17 protein-coding genes are annotated in these 22397 nt (G+C 55.1%); 16 read left to right on the forward strand and 1 reads right to left on the reverse strand.

Annotation, left to right across the window (positions count from 1 at the left end):
- The first annotated feature begins 75 nt into the window (after nt 1–75).
- The 12 genes from serC (at nt 76) to AC6I77_RS06245 (ending at nt 14084) form a co-directional block, all read left to right on the forward strand.
- Nucleotides 76–1161, forward strand: coding sequence for a 3-phosphoserine/phosphohydroxythreonine transaminase (gene serC, locus AC6I77_RS06190; protein ID WP_497816767.1), 1086 nt, complete (start codon nt 76–78; stop codon nt 1159–1161).
- Between the two features lie 81 nt (nt 1162–1242).
- Complete coding sequence (gene aroA, locus AC6I77_RS06195) at nt 1243–2529, forward strand: 3-phosphoshikimate 1-carboxyvinyltransferase (RefSeq protein WP_003849347.1); 1287 nt, start codon at nt 1243–1245, stop codon at nt 2527–2529.
- A 200-nt stretch (nt 2530–2729) separates the two neighbouring features.
- A complete protein-coding gene (gene cmk, locus AC6I77_RS06200) occupies nt 2730–3416 on the forward strand; it encodes a (d)CMP kinase (RefSeq protein WP_497816768.1) in 687 nt (228 codons plus the stop codon).
- 108 nt (nt 3417–3524) lie between these two features.
- Nucleotides 3525–5198, forward strand: coding sequence for a 30S ribosomal protein S1 (gene rpsA / locus AC6I77_RS06205; RefSeq protein ID WP_003849352.1), 1674 nt, complete (start codon nt 3525–3527; stop codon nt 5196–5198).
- Nucleotides 5199–5280: 82 nt separating this feature from the next.
- Nucleotides 5281–5565 carry an integration host factor subunit beta gene (gene ihfB, locus AC6I77_RS06210; protein ID WP_003849360.1) on the forward strand — a complete coding sequence of 95 codons (285 nt, stop codon included), beginning with the start codon at nt 5281–5283 and terminating at the stop codon, nt 5563–5565.
- A gap of 204 nt (nt 5566–5769) precedes the next feature.
- A complete protein-coding gene (locus AC6I77_RS06215) occupies nt 5770–8025 on the forward strand; it encodes a DNA internalization-related competence protein ComEC/Rec2 (protein ID WP_438477102.1) in 2256 nt (751 codons plus the stop codon).
- 34 nt (nt 8026–8059) lie between these two features.
- On the forward strand, nt 8060–9808 hold the full coding sequence (gene msbA / locus AC6I77_RS06220; protein ID WP_003849365.1) for a lipid A ABC transporter ATP-binding protein/permease MsbA: 1749 nt from the start codon (nt 8060–8062) through the stop codon (nt 9806–9808).
- Complete coding sequence (gene lpxK / locus AC6I77_RS06225) at nt 9805–10791, forward strand: tetraacyldisaccharide 4'-kinase (protein ID WP_192377497.1); 987 nt, start codon at nt 9805–9807, stop codon at nt 10789–10791. The genes msbA and lpxK overlap by 4 nt, the downstream gene beginning before the upstream one ends.
- A gap of 39 nt (nt 10792–10830) precedes the next feature.
- Nucleotides 10831–12045, forward strand: a complete 1215-nt coding sequence (locus AC6I77_RS06230) for a winged helix-turn-helix domain-containing protein (protein WP_192377498.1) — start codon at nt 10831–10833, stop codon at nt 12043–12045.
- Nucleotides 12046–12150: 105 nt separating this feature from the next.
- Entirely contained in the window at nt 12151–12333 is a 183-nt protein-coding gene (locus AC6I77_RS06235; protein WP_003849374.1) for a Trm112 family protein, read from the forward strand.
- Complete coding sequence (gene kdsB, locus AC6I77_RS06240; protein ID WP_003849376.1) at nt 12330–13079, forward strand: 3-deoxy-manno-octulosonate cytidylyltransferase; 750 nt, start codon at nt 12330–12332, stop codon at nt 13077–13079. The genes AC6I77_RS06235 and kdsB overlap by 4 nt, the downstream gene beginning before the upstream one ends.
- 111 nt (nt 13080–13190) lie before the next feature.
- The gene (locus AC6I77_RS06245) at nt 13191–14084 is read left to right on the forward strand and encodes a phosphotransferase (protein WP_008925849.1); all 894 of its coding nucleotides are present in this window, start codon (nt 13191–13193) and stop codon (nt 14082–14084) included.
- On the opposite strand, the gene elyC is transcribed toward AC6I77_RS06245, so the two are convergent.
- On the reverse strand, nt 14064–14846 hold the full coding sequence (elyC, locus tag AC6I77_RS06250; RefSeq protein ID WP_110411573.1) for an envelope biogenesis factor ElyC: 783 nt from the start codon (nt 14844–14846) through the stop codon (nt 14064–14066). The genes AC6I77_RS06245 and elyC overlap by 21 nt on opposite strands.
- Before the next feature lie 125 nt (nt 14847–14971).
- Between elyC and cmoM the strand changes: the two genes are divergently transcribed.
- Genes cmoM through mukB form a run of 4 tightly spaced genes read left to right on the forward strand, consistent with a single transcriptional unit; the run spans nt 14972 to nt 22266 of the window.
- Nucleotides 14972–15757, forward strand: a complete 786-nt coding sequence (gene cmoM, locus AC6I77_RS06255) for a tRNA uridine 5-oxyacetic acid(34) methyltransferase CmoM (RefSeq protein WP_008925851.1) — start codon at nt 14972–14974, stop codon at nt 15755–15757.
- A complete protein-coding gene (gene mukF / locus AC6I77_RS06260) occupies nt 15754–17076 on the forward strand; it encodes a chromosome partition protein MukF (protein WP_003849384.1) in 1323 nt (440 codons plus the stop codon). The genes cmoM and mukF overlap by 4 nt, the downstream gene beginning before the upstream one ends.
- Nucleotides 17057–17782: a chromosome partition protein MukE gene (gene mukE / locus AC6I77_RS06265; RefSeq protein WP_008925852.1), complete on the forward strand. Its 726-nt coding sequence runs from the start codon at nt 17057–17059 to the stop codon at nt 17780–17782. Before mukF ends, mukE begins: the two co-directional genes overlap by 20 nt.
- Entirely contained in the window at nt 17779–22266 is a 4488-nt protein-coding gene (gene mukB / locus AC6I77_RS06270) for a chromosome partition protein MukB (RefSeq protein ID WP_078804227.1), read from the forward strand. The genes mukE and mukB overlap by 4 nt, the downstream gene beginning before the upstream one ends.
- Nucleotides 22267–22397: the final 131 nt, after the last annotated feature.

Here is a 22397-nt window from a genome sequence, read left to right on the forward strand (position 1 = left end):
ATTGCAGCTATCAGTATGCAGTGATAAAACCGAATGGTTATTCATAACCGTTCGATATGACAGTGGTGAGGGGAAATGACGCAAGTTTATAATTTTAGCTCTGGCCCGGCGATGCTACCGGTTGAAGTCCTTCGTCGTGCAGAACAGGAACTGACGAACTGGCGCGGTCTGGGTACCTCTGTAATGGAGATCAGTCACCGCAGTAAAGAGTTTATTCAGGTAGCTGAAGAAGCAGAGCAGGACTTCCGTGATCTGCTAAAAATACCGGCCAATTACAAAGTTTTATTCTGTCATGGCGGCGCACGCGCGCAGTTTGCTGCTGTACCCGGTAATCTGCTGGGTCAGGCGACAACTGCTGACTATGTTGATGGCGGCTACTGGGCGCATAGCGCAATAAAAGAAGCGGAAAAGTATTGTTCCCCACGCACGCTGGATGTCAAAACAACCCGCGACGGTAAACGCGCTATCCTGCCGATGAGCGAATGGGCGGTAAGTGAGGTATCCGCTTACCTGCATTTTTGCCCGAATGAAACCATTGATGGCATCGCCATTGATGAACAGCCTGACTTCGGCAGTAAAACCGTTGTTGCTGATTTCTCCTCTACCATTCTGTCTCGTCCGATCGATGTGAGTCGTTATGGCGTGATTTATGCGGGTGCGCAGAAAAATGTAGGCCCGGCCGGATTAACGCTGGTGGTTGTGCGTGAAGATCTGCTGGGCCAGGCGCATGCCTCAGTGCCTTCAATCCTCGATTACAAAGTACTGGCCGATAACGATTCGATGTTTAACACCCCACCGACGTTTGCATGGTATCTGTCGGGGCTGGTATTTAAATGGCTGAAAGAGAAGGGCGGTGTCGCTGAAATTGATCGTATTAATCAGGCAAAATCTGACCTGCTTTATGGCGTTATCGATCACAGTGGTTTTTACCGTAATGATGTGGCGACAGAAAACCGTTCACGCATGAACATTCCTTTCCAGCTGGCGGATGCGTCACTTGATGCGCTGTTCCTGGAAGAGTCATTTAAGGCGGGATTGCATGCGCTTAAAGGACATCGTGTAGTAGGCGGTATGCGCGCCTCTATCTATAATGCGATGCCGCTGGAAGGTGTGAAAGCGCTGACCGATTTCATGGTCGATTTTGAACGTCGCCACGGCTGATTATTAAAATATCAGCACTAATGCTGATGCCAGACCTCGTCACACGGCGAGGTCTCTGTATTTTTGAGGATTTCGTTTCACATGCAGGACTCCCTGACTCTCCAACCCATTTCGCGTGTCGATGGCACCGTGAACCTGCCAGGTTCTAAGAGCGTTTCTAATCGCGCATTGCTGCTGGCTGCGCTGGCTAAAGGCACTACCCGTCTCACCAACCTGCTCGACAGCGACGATGTAAAGCATATGCTGAATGCGCTGACCGCGCTGGGCGTAAGCTATACGCTTTCAGACGATCGTACCGTGTGTGAAGTCACGGGGAATGCAGGACCACTGAACGCATCTCAACCGCTGTCACTGTTTCTGGGCAACGCCGGCACCGCTATGCGTCCATTGGCCGCAGCACTTTGCCTGGGCGAGCACGATATCGAACTGACCGGCGAACCCCGCATGAAAGAGCGTCCAATCGGGCATCTGGTCGATGCGCTTCGTCAGGGTGGCGCAACCATTGAGTACCTGGAAAACGAAAACTATCCGCCGCTGCGTTTACGCGGTGGTTTTACCGGCGGTGATGTCAGTGTGGATGGCAGTGTTTCCAGTCAGTTCCTGACGGCGCTGCTGATGACCGCGCCGCTGGCGCAGCAGGATACCTGCATCACGATTAAAGGTGATTTGGTTTCCAAACCTTACATCGACATTACGCTCAATCTTATGCAGTGCTTTGGCGTCGACGTTGAGAATCAGAGCTATCAGCGTTTCCTGATTAAGGGACAGCAGCAGTATCAGTCACCGGGCGATTACCTGGTGGAAGGTGATGCCTCTTCCGCTTCTTATTTCCTGGCGGCTGCAGCCATAAAAGGCGGAACGGTCCGGGTCACCGGTATCGGACGCCAGAGTATGCAGGGTGACATTCGGTTTGCTGACGTGCTGGAAAAGATGGGTGCTGCGATCGAATGGGGCGATGATTACATTGCCTGTACGGCTGGAAAGCTGCAGGCCATTGATATGGACATGAACCATATCCCGGATGCTGCAATGACCATTGCCACCACGGCGCTGTTTGCAGAAGGCACCACCCAGTTACGTAATATTTATAACTGGCGGGTAAAAGAGACCGATCGATTGAGCGCAATGGCGACAGAGCTGCGTAAAGTCGGCGCGGAAGTCGAAGAGGGTCATGACTACATCCGTATTACCCCACCTGCGACGCTAAAGCATGCTGATATTGGCACCTACAATGATCACCGTATGGCAATGTGCTTTTCTCTGGTAGCACTGTCAGATACGCCAGTGACCATTCTTGATCCTGGCTGTACAGCTAAAACCTTCCCGGACTACTTCGTTCAGCTGGCTAAAATCAGCCAGAGCGCCTGATATCTCTCTCTTCCGGTGCGGTTCCGCACCGGATCTCCCCGGATTTAATCTGGCTGTAACGGCCCAGCGATCCTCTGAATTAACTAAAATTACGAACCCGGTTAGTGCGAAACAGTAACCAAGCCGCGCTATGCAGCGTATAATGCGAGTCATTAATGGTGACCGAAAGGTCAGGAAGCACGCAGCAACAGGAGGGAATAATGACAGTAACTGCCCCGGTCATAACTATTGATGGGCCAAGTGGAGCGGGAAAAGGAACACTGTGTAAAGCGATGGCAGAATCGCTGCAGTGGCATCTGCTGGACTCCGGTGCTATTTATCGCGTGCTGGCATTAGCCGCGTTGCATCATCAGGTCGACATCGAATCTGAAGAAGCGCTTGTGCCGATTGCTGCACACCTCGATGTGCGCTTTGTGTCACAAAATGGTGACATGCAGGTCATCCTTGAAGGTGAAGATGTTACCGGTGAAATCCGTACTCAGGAGGTCAGCAACACCGCGTCACGTGTTGCCGCGTTTCCACGGGTGCGCGAAGCGTTATTACGCCGCCAGCGCGGTTTCCGCGAGCTGCCGGGATTAATTGCTGATGGACGAGACATGGGCACCGTGGTTTTCCCGGAGGCGCCAGTGAAAATTTTCCTGGATGCCAGTCCGGAAGAACGTGCTCAGCGCCGTATGCTACAGTTGCAGGACAATGGCTTTAATGTTAACTTTGACCGCCTTTTAGCCGAGATAAAAGAACGCGACGACCGCGATCGCAACCGCGTAATCGCACCTTTAGTAGCCGCTGGCGATGCACTGGTTCTGGACTCTACCGAGATGTCTATCGATCAAGTCATCGAAAAAGCGCTACACTATGCCCGCGAGAAGCTGGGTATTACGGCTTAACTGAATTTATCACCCTGTACCATGGATCAGGTGCCGGGCATGTGAAACAACCCCATCCGACATGAAGTCAGATGGACGTTAAATTGAAGAATCCTGAAGATTATCAATATGACTGAATCTTTTGCTCAACTATTTGAAGAATCCTTAAAAACAATCGAAACCCGCCCGGGTTCTATCGTTCGTGGCATCGTCGTTTCTATCGACAAAGATGTCGTTCTGGTTGATGCGGGTCTGAAATCTGAATCTGCAATTCCTGCAGAGCAGTTCAAGAACGCAGCCGGCGAACTGGAAATCCAGGTAGGCGACGAAGTTGATGTTGCTCTGGATGCAGTGGAAGACGGCTTCGGTGAAACCCTGCTGTCCCGTGAGAAAGCGAAGCGCCATGAAGCATGGATCACGCTGGAGAAAGCTTACGAAGACGCTGAAACTGTTACCGGTGTTATCAACGGCAAAGTTAAAGGCGGCTTCACAGTTGAGCTCAACGGTATCCGTGCGTTCCTGCCAGGTTCACTGGTAGATGTGCGTCCGGTGCGCGATACGCTGCACCTGGAAGGCAAAGAGCTTGAATTCAAAGTGATCAAGCTGGATCAGAAACGCAACAACGTCGTGGTTTCACGTCGTGCGGTTATCGAATCCGAAAACAGCGCAGAGCGCGATCAGCTGCTGGAAAACCTGCAGGAAGGCATGGAAGTTAAAGGTATCGTTAAGAACCTCACTGACTACGGTGCATTCGTTGATCTGGGCGGCGTTGATGGCCTGCTGCACATCACTGACATGGCATGGAAACGCGTTAAGCATCCAAGCGAAATCGTTAACGTGGGCGACGAAATCACCGTTAAGGTGCTGAAGTTCGACCGCGAGCGTACCCGTGTTTCTCTGGGTCTGAAGCAGCTGGGCGAAGATCCATGGGTTGCTATCGCTAAACGCTATCCGGAAGGCACCCGCCTGACCGGTCGTGTTACCAACCTGACTGATTACGGCTGCTTCGTGGAAATCGAAGAAGGCGTTGAAGGTCTGGTACACGTGTCTGAAATGGACTGGACTAACAAAAACATCCATCCGTCTAAAGTTGTTAACGTAGGCGATGTTGTTGAAGTTATGGTTCTGGACATTGACGAAGAGCGTCGTCGTATCTCCCTGGGTCTGAAGCAGTGTAAATCTAACCCATGGCAGCTGTTCGCTGAGACGCACAACAAAGGCGATCGTGTTGAAGGTAAAATCAAGTCAATCACTGACTTCGGTATCTTCATCGGCCTGGATGGCGGCATCGACGGTCTGGTTCACCTGTCTGACATCTCCTGGAACGCGACTGGCGAAGAAGCCGTTCGTGAGTACAAAAAAGGCGACGAAATCGCTGCCGTTGTACTGCAGGTTGATGCAGAGCGCGAGCGTATCTCTCTGGGCGTTAAACAGCTGGCAGAAGATCCGTTCAACAACTACATCACTTTGAACAAGAAAGGTGCCATCGTCACCGGTAAAGTGACTGCAGTTGATGCTAAAGGTGCTACAGTTGAATTAGCAGACGGCGTTGAGGGTTACCTGCGCGCTTCTGAAGCTTCACTGGACCGCATTGAAGATGCAACTCTGGTTCTGAACGTTGGCGACGACGTTGAAGCTAAGTTCACCGGCGTTGATCGTAAAAACCGTGTCGTAAGCCTGTCTGTCCGTGCGAAAGACCAGGCTGATGAGAAAGAAGCTATCAATACTGTTAACACCAAACAGGAAGAAGGCAATTTCTCTAGCGCTATGGCTGAAGCGTTCAAAGCGGCTAAAGGCGAGTAATCGACCTGAAGCACCGGGTGGGCAACCACCCGGTTTCGGTAAAAGCTGTCATACATTCCTGTAGGGATAAACCGGAGGTTACATGACCAAGTCAGAACTGATCGAAAGACTGGCGGGACAGCATACTCATATACCGGCGAAAGTCGTTGAGGATGCAGTCAAAGAGATGCTTGAGCACATGGCCACTACGCTGGCACAGGGCGAGCGCATCGAAATCCGGGGATTCGGCAGCTTTTCTTTGCACTATCGCGCTCCTCGTACTGGACGTAACCCGAAAACGGGTGACAAAGTGGATCTGGAAGGTAAATACGTTCCCCACTTTAAGCCAGGCAAAGAGCTGCGCGATCGCGCAAACATCTACGGCTAAGCCGATACCGAACCCAATAAACGACATCTCCGGATGTCGTTTTTTTTTGCCTGCGATTCAGGCTGAGCACTGATATCCAGATTACTGTCGTCAACACTGCAAGGCCGCATTCTGTTTGTGAGGGCGCTCCAGCCTGCCTGATTGTTCCCTGTTAGTTTCACCTCAATTGCCCAGAATAATCGAACTGAAACAATGGATACGATTATGCTGACATGGACCGTTCTGGCGCGACTGGTGATCGTTGCAACATTACCGCTATTGCTGATGGCCCAACTGCCCTCAGGTAAGATGATGGTGATGCTGGTACTGATGGGCCTCGCTCTGCTCCATTGCCATTACCCATCCTTTCGCTGGACCGGTATTACGCTGCTGTTGCTGGCATGGGCTTTTAACGATGCCCGTCTGATGGTGCGGGATATTGAACAGCTCTCCGTACGTCCCGCCACCTTTACGCTTGAGATCAGTGAACTGCGGAAAGAGAGAAAGCAAATCCGGGTTCGGCTGCTGGAAGAAGAGGGCAGAATGATATTCCCTCCCCGCTATGCCTGGCTTTATTTCGATACTGATCCGGAAACTTATTGTCCGGGACAACGCTGGACGATGCGACTTCGTTTGAGACCAGTCCATGCTCGTCTCAATGAGGGCGATTTCGATGCGCAGCGTTTTGCTCTGGCTAATAATACGCCGCTCCAGGGCAGGATCCTTAATCAGGTTGCCGTTAGCGAACAGTGTAATGGACGCTGGCGATTTATTTTATGGCATCGCGACAGGACCCACTCCATGCCTGCACGTGCCACGCTGGAGGCACTCTCCTTTGGCATCAGGGATGAAATGAGCCAGCAGACTCGCCAGTTACTTCGGGATACCGGTACTGCGCATTTAATGGCGATATCGGGCATGCATATCGCCCTGGCCGCCAGCACCGGCTGGATCATTACGCGTGGGGTGCAATTTATCCTGCCAGCCCGGCGTATCGGCTATCTCCTTCCGCTTATCGTAAGCTGGCTATTTGCTGCAACCTATACCTGGCTCTCAGGAGCACAGCCTCCCGCAGCGCGCGCATTGCTGGCCCTGACGCTGTGGGCAATAACACGGTTTGCGGGTGTACAACTCAATAGCTGGCAGGTCTGGACCTTCTGTATTGCATTGCTGCTGGTGACGGATCCGCTGACCGTTTTGTCTGACAGTTTCTGGCTCTCGGTTCTGGCTGTAGGCATGCTGCTGGTCTGGTACCACTGGTTTCCCTTGCCTGCACGATTCCGTCATCAAAAGCGATGGATTCCGGTACAACTGCTGCATTTGCAGATGGGCATGATGATTTTAATGGTGCCGTTGCAGGTAGCGATATTCAACGGGATCAGCCTGACCGCACTGCTGGCAAATCTGGTGGCAATTCCGGTCATCTCGTTCATTACCATGCCATTGATAACGTTCGCGTTGCTGCTGCCAATGGCGCCTGTATCGGGCTTCTTCTGGGGGGCGGCCGATCTCTCAGTACGTGCACTGTTTCATTCTCTGGCTTTACTGCCGCCAGGATGGTGGCCGCTGAGTGGCACAACCTGGTTTACGATTATGGTATGGGGAAGTCTGATTCTCTGGCGTGCGCAGTTCTTCTTTTCTTTGCCATTGAGCAGCTGTGTGTTGGCGCTGGCGATGATATGGAGTCGCCAGTCCCATCAGGAGCCGGGCTGGCGCATTGATATGCTGGATATCGGGCACGGATTAAGCCTGGTGATCAGTCAGGGCAAGGAGGCGGTGATGTATGACACAGGGCCGCGCTGGCAGAACGACAACGCAGGGAGTCGGGTAATCATTCCATGGCTGGAGCGCAAACAGTTACGGTTAAAACAGATCATCCTGAGTCATAAACATCTCGATCATACCGGCGGGCTGGAGGCGATTACGCAACGCTGGCCAGCGGTAGAAGTCAGAAGCGCGCTGGCAGAGAAAACGCATTTACCCTGCGTACGCGGCACGCAGTGGCGCTGGCGGCAACTCCACTTTCAGGTAGTCTGGCCGCTAACGGCACCTTTGCCGGGTGACAATAACGATTCCTGTGTGGTAATCGTTGATGATGGTCAGGTCCGGCTGATGTTAACCGGCGATATTGAAGCGAAAGCGGAACGTCAGATGGTGGCGCTGGAAAAGCAGGGGCTGAAGGTGGATATTCTGCAGGTACCGCATCACGGCAGCCGTACCTCGTCGACCTCATTGCTGCTGCGCAAAACCGGCGGACACACCGCGATTGCCTCGCTCGCACGCTACAATGCATGGCGTATGCCCGCGAAAAGTGTTCTGGAAAACTATCGAACAGCCGGTTTTACATGGCTGGATACGGGCCAGTCAGGACAAATCAGTATCAGGGTAGAGCAGGGCAGCGTGCAGGTTTACACCCTACGGGAACAATTAATGCCCCGTTGGTATCATCAGTGGTTTGGCGTCAAACGCGAATCCAGGTAGAATGGCCGGCTATTTCCAACAGCGTGAATAAATAATGCATCAAGATAAAGATCTCTCTACGTGGCAGACGTTTCGCCGACTCTGGCCGATGATCGCGCCTAATAAAGCGGGATTAATTGCGGCTTCAGTCGCCCTGATTATCAATGCTGCGGGCGACGCCTTAATGCTCTCACTGTTGAAACCATTACTGGATGATGGTTTTGGTAAAGCTGACAGGTCGGTGATGCTATGGCTGCCGTTAGTGGTCATTGGCCTGATGCTGGTACGCGGCGTGACCAGTTATATCTCCAGCTACTGCATCTCCTGGGTCTCAGGCAATGTCGTGATGAATATCCGCCGTCGGCTGTTCAGCCATATGATGGGGATGCCGGTTTCATTCTTTGACCAGCAGTCGACCGGGACCCTGTTGTCACGCATTACTTACGATTCCGAGCAGGTCGCCTCCTCTTCTTCCGGCGCGCTGGTGACAGTGGTGCGTGAAGGTGCTTCCATTATTGGCCTGTTTGTTATGATGTTCTACTACAGCTGGCAGCTGTCGTTGATCCTGATTGTTCTGGCACCCATTGTCTCATTTGCGATTCGCACCGTTTCAAAGCGTTTCCGCACCATCAGCAAAAGTATGCAGAACACCATGGGGCAGGTGACAACCAGCGCCGAACAGATGCTGAAAGGCCACAAAGAAGTGCTGATTTTTGGCGGTCAGGAAATCGAATCGGAGCGCTTTTCCCGCGTCAGTAACCGTATGCGTCAGCAGGGAATGAAGCTGGTATCAGCATCCTCCATTTCTGATCCCATTATTCAGCTCATCGCATCGCTGGCACTGGCGTTTGTACTTTACGCTGCCAGCTTCCCAAGCGTCATGGATACGCTGACCGCCGGGACGATTACCGTGGTCTTCTCCTCGATGATTGCCCTGATGCGCCCGCTTAAGTCGCTGACCAACGTTAATGCCCAGTTCCAGCGTGGCATGGCGGCCTGTCAGACGCTGTTCTCTATTCTGGACAGTGAGCAGGAAGTGGATAATGGCACACGCGAAATGACCCGGGCGAAAGGCGATATCGAATTCCGTGATGTGACCTTTACCTATCCGGGCCGTGATATTCCGGCACTGCGTAATATCAATCTGTCACTGCCAGCAGGAAAAACGGTGGCGCTGGTGGGCCGTTCAGGTTCCGGTAAGTCGACGATGGCGAGCCTGCTGACCCGCTTTTATGACATTCAGCAGGGCGAAATCCTGCTGGACGGACATGACCTGAGAGAGTACAGCCTGCGTTCGCTGCGTAATCAGGTCGCGCTGGTGTCGCAGAATGTGCATCTCTTTAACGACACCATTGCCAATAACATCGCTTATGCGCGGAGTGAGCAGTATAGCCGTGCAGAGATCGAGCAGGCAGCCACCATGGCGCATGCCATGGACTTTATCAATAAGATGGATAAAGGCCTGGATACAGTGATTGGCGAGAATGGCGTGCTGCTATCTGGCGGTCAGCGTCAGCGTATCGCCATTGCCCGCGCACTGCTGCGTGATTGTCCGATTCTGATCCTGGATGAAGCGACCTCTGCGCTGGATACTGAGTCAGAACGCGCCATTCAGTCTGCACTCGATGAGTTGCAGAAGAACCGTACTTCGCTGGTGATTGCGCACCGTCTCTCAACCATTGAGAAAGCGGATGAAATCGTGGTCATTGAAGATGGTCAGATTGTTGAGCGCGGTACGCATCAGGTGTTGCTGGCAGAACGCGGTGCCTATGCACAACTGCATAAGATGCAATTCGGCCAATGATTGAACGTATCTGGAGTGGTCGCTCACCGCTATGGCTACTGCTATGGCCATTCAGCCTGCTGTATGGTGCGATCACGGCCCTGATACGTTTCAGTTACAGGCGTGGCTGGCGTAAAAGCTGGAGCGCGCCTTTGCCGGTCGTGGTGGTGGGTAACCTCACTGCCGGCGGCAACGGAAAGACGCCGGTGGTGATCTGGCTGGTTGAGGCGTTGCAGCAGCGCGGCCTGCGTGCTGGCGTCGTCTCCAGAGGGTATGGCGGCAAGGCAGATCATTATCCCTTGCTGGTCACCGCACAGACCAGCACGGAACAGGCCGGTGATGAGCCGGTTTTAATCGCTCAGCGCACCGGGGCGCCGGTCGCGGTGGCGCCCAGAAGGCGACAGGCGATTGAAGCATTACTGCAACAGGGCTCGCTGGATGTGGTCATCACTGATGACGGCCTGCAACATTACGCCCTGCAGCGCGATCGCGAGATCGTGGTGGTGGATGGCGTACGCCGCTTTGGCAATGGCTGGTGGTTGCCCGCAGGTCCGATGCGCGAACGCGCTTCTCGTCTGCGGCAGGTTGATGCCGTCATCATCAACGGTGGCGACGCGCAGCCCGACGAGATTGCCATGCAGCTTCAGCCCGGGCTGGCCACCAATCTCCTGACCGGGGAAACCTGTCCAGCTGAGCAACTGGGTGCGGTAGTTGCGATGGCCGGTATAGGTCATCCTCCCCGTTTTTTCACCACGCTGAAAAAGCAGGGCATCACGCCAGTTGCAGAGATCGCCTTTGCCGATCATCATGCCTACAGCGAGGATGAGCTGACCCGATTACTCCAGACAGGCCAGCAGCTGTTGATGACCGAAAAAGACGCGGTGAAATGCCGCGACTTTGCTCAGCCTGACTGGTGGTATCTGCCGGTCGATGCTCACCTGACCGGTAAATCCGTCACGCCATTACTGGCTGATATTGAACAACTCTGTCGCCGCACGCTCTGATACCCGCACCCATTCAGGTGATGCCTGATAAGGAAGAGGATGAACAGCCCGCATTCACTTTCGTTACAGCAAGCACGTCACCTTCATCTCGCCGCGCAGGGCCTGCTGCGTGTGCCGGCAAAACGCGCGGTGTATCAGGATCTGATCAACTGCATCTCCCGCATGTCGCTGCTCCAAATCGATACCATTCATGTGGTGGCCCGCAGTCCCTATCTGGTGCTGTTCAGTCGCCTGGGTAATTATCCTCAGGCATGGCTGGAGCAGGCGCTGGCACAGGGTGAACTCTTTGAATACTGGGCGCATGAAGCCTGTTTTATTCCCCGCGCCGATTACAGACTGCTTCGTCATCGCATGTTGTCGCCTGAACGTCTGGGCTGGAAATACAACGCGCAATGGGTTGCTGACCACCAGCAGGCGATTGCTGAACTATTGCAGCAGATCCGGGAAAATGGCCCGGTGCGCGCCGCCGATTTTACGCACGCCGATAACCCGAAGTCAGGCTGGTGGGCATGGAAACCGCACAAACGTCATCTGGAAAATCTCTTCAGCGCCGGTGAGCTGATGGTCGCAGAACGCCGCAATTTTCAGCGCGTCTACGATCTGCGCAGCCGCGTAATGCCTGACTGGCAGGATGAACTGCATGGTATCAGCGAAGCCGAAGCGACCCGTCAGATGCTGATGAACAGCGCCCGCAGCTTAGGGGTTTTCCGCGCGGCCTGGCTGGCGGATTACTATCGCCAGAAGCGGGCACCCGTAAAAGACTTTATCGCTGACGCCGAGGCTGCGGGCGATCTGGTCGCCGTCAATACAGAGGGTCTGGGCGAGATGTGGCTGCATCGTGACCTGCTGCCGTTGCTGGAGACGCCGCTGCAGGCGACGCACAGCACAGTGCTTTCTCCGTTTGATCCGGTGGTCTGGGATCGCAAACGCGCGCTTGAGCTGTTTAACTTCGACTACCGTATCGAGTGCTATACCCCCGAGGAGAAGCGCAAGTTTGGCTATTTTGTGTTGCCCATCCTCCATCGCGGGCAAATAAAAGGCCGGCTTGATGCCCGTATGCTGCGTCAGTCAAAACAGCTGGAGATTAAAAAACTCTGGCTGGAAGAGAAAACCCGTGTCACGGCGCGTTTTGCAGCAGATATCCGGCGCGCTATTGAACGCTTCGCAGCCTGGCAGGGCGCAGAAAGCGTCGCCATCCTGCAGGTACCCGATGCGTTTAAAGCGCACTGGCCAGCCCTGTGGACGCTGGATTAATCAAATTTTCGGCAGCCGCTGTGGGATGGTGTTTTACTCCATCCCGCATACGCCGCGCTATGGTATGCTTGAACCCTTACGCATTCGGTCCCTGATGGAGGACATATGGATCACCGTTTACTCGAAATCGTTGCCTGCCCGGTGTGCAATGGCAAACTCTACTTCAACAATGCACAGCAGGAGCTGATCTGCAAACCTGATGGCCTGGCCTTCCCGGTTCGTGACGGCATTCCGGTGCTGCTGGAAACGGAAGCCCGCACGCTCTCCGTCGAAGAGATTCATCCATGAGTTTTACGGCCATCATTCCTGCGCGTTATGCGTCAACCCGCTTACCGGGCAAGCCACTGCTTGATATCCATGGTAAACCGATGGTCGTGCATGTGATGGAGCGCGCCCGTGAATCGGGTGCCAGCCGTGTCATCGTTGCTACCGATCATCCTGACGTGGCAAAGGCCGTCGAGGCGGCAGGCGGCGAAGTCTGCATGACGCGCGCCGATCACCAGTCCGGCACGGAGCGGCTGGCGGAAGTGATCGAAAAATATCAGTTTGCCGATGACGAAATCATCGTCAACGTCCAGGGTGATGAGCCGATGATCCCGGCAGAGATTGTGCGTCAGGTGGCGACCAATCTGGCGGGGTCAGCAGCGGGCATGGCGACGCTGGCGGTGCCAATTACGGATGCGGAAGAAGCTTTTAATCCGAATGCGGTGAAAGTGGTCATGGATGTGAATGGCTACGCGCTCTATTTCTCACGGGCCACCATTCCGTGGGATCGTGAACGCTATGCCGCCTCGCGCGAGCAGATCGGTGACACGCTACTGCGCCACATTGGCATCTACGCTTATCGTGCCGGTTTTATTCGCCGCTATGTTGCCTGGGCGCCTTGCCCTCTGGAACAGATTGAGCTGCTCGAGCAATTGCGCGTTTTGTGGTACGGCGAGAAAATTCATGTCGCCGTGGCGAAAACCATCCCGAGCGTGGGTGTGGATACGCCAGACGATTTGCAACGTGTTCGTATTGCCATGCAGGCCTGACAAGCGGGGAGCCTGTCTCCCCGTTTCAGCACCACGTTATTGATCCGCCGCTAAACTTATGGCCAACACTTCCTTCAGGATAGGGTGATATTCATCTGAGGAGGATGCCGCATGGAACAGCTTAAATCAGAACTCACGCTGGCGCTGGGTGAAACCATCAGCCGCCTCGAAATGATCAGTGAACATCCACCCACCCGGCTCTATGCGTTATACAATCGTGACGGCCTTCCTATGCCAGTGGTGGCGAAATATTTTCGTCACCAGGGCAGGGCGGCGATGGAAGCCAGAAAACTGGCGTTGCTGGGGCAGGCCGGGCTGGTCGCCGTACCCGCGGTCTATGGTCTGGTGCTGAGCCAGCAGCCGCCAGTGCATGAAATGCTTCTGATGGCGCGACTGAATGGTGTGACGGCGGAAGCACCGGCGCGGGATGCTCAGCGCTGGCAACAGTTCTGCGAACAGGTCGTCGAGGGACTGCTGGCCTGGCACCGGCTTGATAGCCACGGCCTGGTCGGCACAGTGGACAGCACGCAGCAGAATCGCTGGCCCGCCTGGTATGCACAGCGGGTTGAAGTGTTGTGGGCGACCCTGAGCTATCTGCGTCCACCCACCTTTACCCTGGACGATCGCCAGGTGCTGTTCCGCTGCCGCGCGCGACTGGCGCATCTGTTTCGCGGCTTCGATGATCCCTGCGTGATGGTTCATGGCAACGTGCGGCTGCAGAGCATGCTGAAAAACAGCCGCAGTGACCAGTTAATCGCGATGACACAGCCCGGCACGATTCTCTGGGCACCGCGTGAATATGACCTGATCCATCTGGATGCATCGCCAGCCGAAACGGCGCTACTGCATCATTACCTGCAACGGGCGCCGGTCTCAGAGGGTTTTATCTGGCGTCGGTGGGTTTATCAGCTGTGGGACTGCATCGACACGCTTATCCAGACCGGCACCTTTGATCGGCCGCGCTTTGACCATGCTCGCGCACAGTTACTTCCCTGGCTCGGCTGAGCCATCCTCGGTTTTCAGCCGTTGCAATAACGTGCCCAGCGTTTCATAAACGGCACGTTCGCTGTGACTTAGCCAGATCGATGACGGTATGGCCCGTTCCCAGCCATTCAGCGGTGAGGTAATCGCAAGCTGATTGGCGGGCGCGGCAATGGGCTTCAACCCGACCGCGTGGAAAAAGCGTATTGCCCGTGGCATATGATTCGCGGAGGTCACCAGCATTAGCGGGCGATTGCCTGCCACAGTTTTAACTGCCTGCGCTTCGTCTGCGGTATCGCGTGGCTGGTCAAGGATCTGAATATGTTCGTGAGGAACGCCCAGACTTTCCGCCACCTGTGCCGCTACCCAGGCGCTGCTCTTCGGATTGGTGCCGCCCGCTGCACCGGTAAAAATCAGGGTCGACTGCGGATTACGCCGCCACTGGCGCACACCTTCTGCCACGCGAGGCAGGCTGTTATTCAACAGGTTCGAGCTGGGCGCCCATCCCGGATTAAAGGTGTAGCCTCCACCCAGTACCACAATATAGTCCACCTTCTCTGCGCCGTTCCAGGTCGGGTAGCGGCTGTCCAGCGGCAGCAGCAGACGATCCGCCAGCGGCTGCAGACTCAGCAACAGAAGGAGCAGCCAGCTGACCGAGATCACGGTTTTGCCGCTTTTCTGCCAGCCAGTAAACCAAACCAGTAAAATACCAATCGCCATCAGCAAAAGCAGAAACGGCAGGGGTAAAAGCAGCCCGCCAATCACTTTTTTCAGGGTAAATAACATCAAAAATGTGTCCTGTTGTCCGAAAATAGAGCACCCGGAAGGGAAGATGGGGATGAAAGGTTCATTCTTCTGGTGCCTGTGACAAAATAGCACAAGTCTCACCGCAGCATACCGGAGCGCATGCCATGCAGGATCGTAACTTTGACGATCTCGCGGATAAATTTTCGCAAAATATTTACGGCACCACTAAAGGGAAAATACGGCAGGCCATTCTTTGGGACGAGCTGGAGAAGATACTGCCCGATCTGTCGTCACACCCGCTGTCGGTGCTGGACGCGGGCGGCGGTATTGGCCAGGTCTCCAGCGGGCTTGCGGCACAGGGCCATCAGGTTCTGCTGTGCGATCTCTCTGGTGAGATGCTACGCCGGGCAGAGGAAAATGCGGTGTCGCAGGGTGTGAGCCATAACATGCAATTCAGACAAATTAGCGCTCAGCAGGTGGGCGAACATTTGGATAAGCCGGTGGATCTGGTATTGTTCCACGCTGTGCTTGAATGGGTCGCTGAACCGGAGACGGTGCTGAAAGCGCTGTTCGATCTGCTGCGTCCAGGAGGCGTCATGTCGCTGATGTTTTACAATCTGCACGGCCTGACACTGCGCACCTTAACGCTGGGTAATTTCGGCTATCTGCGCACCAATCTGACCAAACGCAAAAAGCGAACGCTGTCGCCTGATTATCCGCGCGACCCTGAACAGGTTTATCGCTGGCTGGAGGCGTGTGGTTTTGTGATTGAACAGCGTGCCGGGATCCGGGTATTCAGTGATTACATGAAGCCGCCGAAGGGCGAACCAAAAAGCGACGACGAAATTATTGAGATGGAGCGGCGTTACTGCCGTCAGGAACCCTTTTTGAGCTTAGGGCGTTACATCCACGTGACCGCGCGTAAACCCGGGCAGAAGGACGAATTATGAGTGAATTTTCCCAGACGGTACCTGAACTGGTCTCCTGGGCGCGCAAAAATGACTTTTCCCTTGCGCTGCCAGTGGAACGTCTGGCCTTTTTGCTGGCTATCGCCACCCTTAATGGTGAGCGGATGGATGGCGAAATGAGTGAAGGCGATCTGATTGATGCATTCCGTCACGTCAGTAAAGCTTTCGAACAAACCCACGAAACCGTGTTGGTTCGCGCCAACAACGCCATCAATGACATGGTGCGACAGCGCCTGCTCAACCGCTTTACCAGCGAACTGACCGAAGGCAATGCTATCTATCGCCTGACGCCGCTGGCCATCGGCATCACTGACTATTACATCCGTCAGCGAGAATTTTCGACGCTGCGCCTGTCTATGCAGCTGTCGATTGTGGCCAATGAGCTTAAGCGAGCAGCCGATGCGGCGCAGGAAAATGGCGACGAGTTCCACTGGCATCGCAATGTTTTTGCGCCGCTGAAATATTCGGTGGCGGAGATCTTCGACAGCATTGATATGACCCAGCGTCTGATGGATGAACAGCAACAGGCGGTGAAAAACGATATTGCTGAACTGCTGAACAAAGACTGGCGCGCGGCTATCTCCAGCTGTGAAATGCTGCTTTCCGAAACGTCAGGGACGTTGCGTGAACTGCAGGATACGCTGGAAGCTGCGGGCGACAAACTTCAGGAAAACCTGCTGCGGATTCAGGATGCCACGCTGGACAGCCCGGACCTGGGCTTCGTCGATAAGCTGGTGTTTGATCTGCAAAGCAAACTCGACCGGATTACCAGCTGGGGCCAGCAGGCAATCGACCTGTGGATCGGCTATGACCGCCACGTCCATAAATTCATCCGTACCGCCATCGACATGGATAAGAACCGCGTCTTTGCGCAGCGCCTGCGGGTATCAGTACAGAATTACTTCGACGCGCCCTGGGCGCTGACCTACGCTAACGCTGACCGTCTGTATGACATGCGTGATGAAGCGCTGACGCTGCGGAATGACGAAGTGATGGGCGAACTGCCGCCGGAGATGGAATACGAAGAGATCAACGAAATTCGCGAACAGCTGGCAGCGATGATTGAAGAAGCGCTGCAGGTCTATAAATCGCAACAAAAACCGCTCAACCTCGCGTCAGTGATGCGCGACTACCTGGCCCAGTATCCACGCGCCCGCCATTTCGATCTGGCACGCATTGTGGTGGATCAGGCGGTGCGCCTTGGCGTAGCAGAAGCTGATTTAGCCGGTTTGCCTGTGGAATGGCAAGCCATCAATGATTACGGAGCCAAGGTGCAGGCACATGTCATCGACAAATATTGAACAAGTGATGCCGGTTAAGCTGGCACAGGCACTGGCCAACCCGATTTTTCCCGCGCTGGATAGCCAGTTACGCGCCGGACGTCATATCGGTATCGAAGAGCTGGATAATCATGCGTTTCTGATGGACTACCAGTCGTTTCTCGAAGAGTTTTACAGCCGTTATCACGTTGAGTTGATTCGTGCGCCGGAAGGCTTTTTCTATCTGCGTCCGCGTTCAACAACGTTGATTCCGCGTTCCGTGCTCTCTGAGCTGGACATGATGGTCGGGAAGATTCTTTGCTATCTCTACCTCAGTCCGGAACGCCTTGCCAATGAAGGGATTTTTACCCAGCAGGAGCTCTACGACGAGCTGCTCTCGCTGGCGGACGAGAATCGCCTGCTGAAGCTGGTTAACCAGCGTTCAACCGGTTCGGATCTGGATCGCACCAAACTGCAGGAGAAAGTGCGCGCCTCTCTGAGCCGTCTGCGCCGTCTGGGTATGGTGTGGTTTTACGGTAACGACAGCAGCAAATTCCGCATCACTGAATCCGTGTTTCGCTTTGGTGCCGACGTGCGCAGCGGTGATGACGCCCGTGAAGCGCAGCTTCGCCTGATTCGTGATGGCGAAGCCATGCTACTGGAAAACGCGACAGCACCGGTCGACACCGACGAAGGTGACGGTCAGGAAGGCGACGCGAGTGAGAACGCAGAGGAAGAACAGGCATGATTGAGCGCGGAAAGTTTCGTTCGCTTACGCTGATCAACTGGAACGGTTTTTTTGCCCGTACTTTTGATCTCGATGAATTAGTGACCACGCTGTCAGGCGGAAACGGTGCGGGTAAGTCCACCACCATGGCGGCATTTGTGACCGCGCTGATCCCCGATTTAACATTGCTGCACTTCCGTAATACCACCGAAGCGGGCGCAACGTCGGGATCACGTGACAAAGGTCTGCACGGGAAGCTGCGGGCTGGCGTCTGTTACTCCATGCTGGATGTCGTGAATTCACGCCATCAGCGTGTGGTGGTCGGTGTCCGTCTGCAACAGGTCGCCGGACGCGATAAAAAGGTCGATATTAAACCTTTCAGTATCCATGGCCTGCCAACCGATACCAACCCGACCGATATGCTGACGGAAGTGCTTAACAGCCGTCAGGCACGCGTATTGCCGCTGAATGAGGTGAAAGAGCGGGTTGAGGCGCAGGAAGGCGTACAGTTCCGCGCTTATAACTCGATCACCGATTATCACGCCATGATGTTTGATCTGGGCGTGGTGCCGCGACGTCTGCGCTCTGCCAGCGATCGCAGCAAGTTTTATCGTTTGATTGAAGCCTCACTGTATGGCGGTATCTCCAGCGCCATCACCCGATCGCTGCGTGATTACCTGCTGCCTGAAAACAGCGGCGTGCGTAAAGCGTTTCAGGACATGGAAGCGGCGCTGCGCGAAAACCGCATGACGCTGGAGGCAATCCGCGTTACCCAGTCTGACCGCGATCTCTTTAAGCATCTGATCTCCGAGGCGACCAGCTACGTTTCGGCTGACTATATGCGCCACGCCAACGAGCGTCGGGGGCATCTCGACAGTGCGTTACAACTGCGCAGTGAGCTGTTCAGCAGTCGCAAGCAGCTCGCCACCGAGCAGTATCGTCATGTTGAGATGGCGCGCGAACTGGCTGAGCACAGTGGCGCAGAGAACGATCTCGAAGTCGATTATCAGGCCGCCAGCGATCATCTGAACCTGGTGCAGACGGCGATGCGTCAGCAGGAGAAGATTGAGCGTTACGATGCCGATATCGAAGATCTGACGTTGCGTCTGGAAGAGCAGACTGAAGTGGTCGCCGAAGCCCGTGAAATTCAGGAAGAGAATGAAGCGCGTGCCGAAGCCGCTGAGCTGGAAGTGGATGAGCTGAAAAGTCAGCTGGCCGATTTCCAGCAGGCACTCGACGTGCAGCAAACCCGCGCCATCCAGTATCAGCAGGCCTTGCAGGCGCTGGAACGCGCCCGTACGCTTTGCCAGCTGCCCGATTTGACCATCGACAATGCCGCTGAATGGCAGGAAAGTTTCCAGGCCAAAGAGGAAGAGGCGACAGAACGCCTGCTGCGTCTGGAGCAGAAGCTGAGCGTGGCGGAAGCGGCACACAGTCAGTTTGAACAGGCGCTGGCGCTGGTGACCAGCATTGCCGGTGATGTGTCCCGACAGGATGCCTGGCAAACCGGTCGCGAACTGCTGCGTGATGCCAGCAATCAGCGTCATCACGCTGAACAGCTCTCATCGCTGCGTCTGCGTCTCAATGAGCTGGAACAGCGCCTGCGCGAACAGCATGAGGCGGAGCGTCTGCTGGCCGAGTTCTGCAAGCGCCAGGGGCAGCATTACGAAGCCGATGCGCTGGCTGGCCTGCAGCAGGAACTGGAAGCACAGATTGAACAGCTGAACAGCAGCGTCTCGGACGCTGGTGAGCAGCGCATGATGATGCGTCAGGAGCTGGAACAGCTGCGTGAACGCATCACCAGCCTGACTGCCCGCGCGCCACACTGGCTGGCGGCGCAGGAGATTCTGACGCAGCTCAGCGAACAGACTGGCCAGGCGCTGAACAGCAGCCAGGACGTCACCGAATATATGCAGCAGCTGCTGGAGCGTGAGCGTGAGACCACCGTCGAGCGCGACGAAGTGGCCGCCCAAAAACGCGATATCGAGCAGCAGATTGAACGACTCAGCCAGCCAGGCGGAGCGGAAGATGCGCGGCTGAACCAGCTGGCGGAACGTTTTGGCGGCGTCTTACTGTCTGAAATTTATGATGATGTTACACTGGACGATGCGCCGTACTTCTCCGCACTCTACGGTCCGTCACGTCATGCGATCGTGGTGCCGGATCTGTCACGTGTTCGTGAGTTGCTGGACGGGCTCGAGGATTGCCCGGAAGATCTCTATCTGATCGAAGGTGATCCGCAGTCGTTCGATGACAGCGTCTTCAGCGTGGATGAGCTGCAGAATGCGGTGGTTGTGAAGGTAGCTGAGCGTCAGTGGCGCTACTCCCGCTTCCCGAAAATACCGCTGTTTGGCCGTGCTGCGCGTGAAAATCAGCTGGAGCTGCTGCATCTTGAACGCGACAAGCTGGCCGAACGCTACGCGACGCTGTCGTTTGACGTGCAGAAAACGCAACGTCTGCATCAGTCGTTCAGCCGTTTTATCGGCAGTCATCTGGCCGTGGCGTTTGACGCTGACCCGGAAGCGCAGATCCGTCAGCTGGGCGCACGCCGGGCTGAACTGGAACGGGCGCTGAATCAGCACGAGAGCAATAATCAGCAGCAGCGCCAGCAGTATGAGCTGGCGAAAGAGGGCGTGTCACAGCTAAACCGACTGCTGCCACGCGTTAACCTGCTGCTGGACGATACGCTGGGCGATCGTTGCGAAGAGATTCGTGAGCAGGTCGATGCGGCGCAGGATGCGGCGCGCTTTCTGCATCAGCACGGCGCGAAACTGGCGAAACTTGAGCCAATTATCGCCGTGTTGCAGAGCGACCCGGAACAGCACGAGCAGCTGCAGGCGGATTATCAGCAGGCACAGCAGCAACAGCGCAATGCCCGTCAGCAGGCCTTTGCCCTGACCGAAGTGGTGCAGCGTCGCGCCCACTTCAGCTATGACGACTCAGCCAGCATGCTCAACGGCAACAATGACCTCAGCGATAAGCTGCGTCAGCGTCTGGAGCAGGCTGAAGGTGAACGTAGTCGCAGTCGTGATCGCCTGCGTGAACATCAGGCGCAGCTGACACAATACTCGCAGGTGCTCGCCTCGCTGAAAAGCGCCTATGACGCGAAACGCGACATGCTGAAAGAGCTGCAGCAGGAAATGCAGGACATTGGCGTCCAGGCTGACAGCAGTGCAGAAGCGCGCGCGCGCGTTCGTCGTGACGAGCTGTACACAGCACTCAGTCACAACCGTGCCCGCCGCAATCAGCTGGAGAAACAACTCACTTTCTGCGAAGCGGAGATGGATAACCTGCAGAAGCGACTGCGTCAGCTGGAGCGTCAATATCATCTGGTGCGGGAGCAGGTGGTCAGCGCCAAAGCGGGCTGGTGTACCGTACTGCGTCTGGTGAAAGAGAATGGCGTTGAGCGTCGTCTGCATCGCCGTGAACTGGCCTACCTGAGCGGCGATGAACTGCGCTCGATGTCGGATAAAGCATTGGGTGCGCTGCGTCTGGCGGTAGCGGATAACGAACATCTGCGCGACGTGCTGCGGTTGTCGGAAGATCCAAAACGCCCGGAACGTAAGATTCAGTTCTTTATTGCGGTTTATCAGCATCTGCGTGAGCGTATCCGTCAGGATATTATTCGTACTGACGATCCGGTCGAAGCGATTGAGCAGATGGAAATCGAACTGAACCGTCTGACCGAAGAGCTGACGGCACGTGAGCAGATGCTGGCGATCAGTTCGCGCAGTGCGGCCAATATCATCCGTAAAACAATCCAGCGCGAACAGAATCGCATCCGTCAGCTCAACCAGGGCTTGCAGACCGTCAGCTTTGGTCAGGTGCACAGCGTGCGGCTTAACGTGAATGTGCGTGAAACGCATGCCATGCTGCTGGACACACTGTCGGAGGAGCACGAGCAGCATCAGGATCTGTTTAACAGTAATCGCCTGACCTTCTCCGAAGCGCTGGCGAAGCTTTATCAGCGTCTTAATCCGCACATCGACATGGGGCAGCGTACGCCGCAGACCATCGGCGAGGAGCTGCTGGACTACCGCAACTATCTGGAGATGGAAGTGGAAGTTAACCGGGGTTCTGATGGCTGGCTGCGTGCAGAGAGCGGTGCGCTCTCAACCGGTGAAGCGATTGGTACCGGTATGTCCATTTTGGTAATGGTGGTGCAAAGCTGGGAAGAGGAGTCCCGTCGTCTGCGCGGCAAAGACATTTCACCATGCCGACTGCTGTTCCTTGATGAAGCGGCCCGTCTGGATGCCCGCTCCATCGCCACGCTGTTTGAACTGTGTGAACGACTGGAGATGCAACTGGTGATTGCCGCGCCAGAGAACATCAGCCCTGAGAAAGGCACGACCTACAAACTGGTGCGTAAAGTGTTTAATAACACCGAGCATGTGCATGTGGTTGGCCTGCGTGGTTTTGCTGCGGATCCTTCGCCGGTGCGTGCGGGAAGCGAAGCCGATGCATTGCCCGATTTAACGGCTGAAAAATCACAGGCGGAAACGTAGTCAAAAACTGAACCATTCGTTAATCTGGTTACGGCATTTGTCGCATGAGGCAAATGCCGTTTTTGTTTGTATACTCACATGATGAGTCACAGCGCGGTCGCAGCGGATACAGGGAACGCTGCGAAGTTGAA

Source organism: Pantoea sp. X-Soil-ISGK-259, from assembly GCF_059730705.1.

Bases quoted from the DNA above. Each gene is read 5' to 3' on its own strand.
- serC (WP_497816767.1), top strand. From the start codon at position 76: ATGACGCAAGTTTATAATTTTAGCTCTGGCCCGGCGATGCTACCGGTT.
- aroA (WP_003849347.1), top strand. From the start codon at position 1,243: ATGCAGGACTCCCTGACTCTCCAACCCATTTCGCGTGTCGATGGCACC.
- cmk (WP_497816768.1), top strand. From the start codon at position 2,730: ATGACAGTAACTGCCCCGGTCATAACTATTGATGGGCCAAGTGGAGCG.
- rpsA (WP_003849352.1), top strand. From the start codon at position 3,525: ATGACTGAATCTTTTGCTCAACTATTTGAAGAATCCTTAAAAACAATC.
- ihfB (WP_003849360.1), top strand. From the start codon at position 5,281: ATGACCAAGTCAGAACTGATCGAAAGACTGGCGGGACAGCATACTCAT.
- AC6I77_RS06215 (WP_438477102.1), top strand. From the start codon at position 5,770: ATGCTGACATGGACCGTTCTGGCGCGACTGGTGATCGTTGCAACATTA.
- msbA (WP_003849365.1), top strand. From the start codon at position 8,060: ATGCATCAAGATAAAGATCTCTCTACGTGGCAGACGTTTCGCCGACTC.
- lpxK (WP_192377497.1), top strand. From the start codon at position 9,805: ATGATTGAACGTATCTGGAGTGGTCGCTCACCGCTATGGCTACTGCTA.
- AC6I77_RS06230 (WP_192377498.1), top strand. From the start codon at position 10,831: ATGAACAGCCCGCATTCACTTTCGTTACAGCAAGCACGTCACCTTCAT.
- AC6I77_RS06235 (WP_003849374.1), top strand. From the start codon at position 12,151: ATGGATCACCGTTTACTCGAAATCGTTGCCTGCCCGGTGTGCAATGGC.
- kdsB (WP_003849376.1), top strand. From the start codon at position 12,330: ATGAGTTTTACGGCCATCATTCCTGCGCGTTATGCGTCAACCCGCTTA.
- AC6I77_RS06245 (WP_008925849.1), top strand. From the start codon at position 13,191: ATGGAACAGCTTAAATCAGAACTCACGCTGGCGCTGGGTGAAACCATC.
- elyC (WP_110411573.1), bottom strand. From the start codon at position 14,846: ATGTTATTTACCCTGAAAAAAGTGATTGGCGGGCTGCTTTTACCCCTG.
- cmoM (WP_008925851.1), top strand. From the start codon at position 14,972: ATGCAGGATCGTAACTTTGACGATCTCGCGGATAAATTTTCGCAAAAT.
- mukF (WP_003849384.1), top strand. From the start codon at position 15,754: ATGAGTGAATTTTCCCAGACGGTACCTGAACTGGTCTCCTGGGCGCGC.
- mukE (WP_008925852.1), top strand. From the start codon at position 17,057: ATGTCATCGACAAATATTGAACAAGTGATGCCGGTTAAGCTGGCACAG.
- mukB (WP_078804227.1), top strand. From the start codon at position 17,779: ATGATTGAGCGCGGAAAGTTTCGTTCGCTTACGCTGATCAACTGGAAC.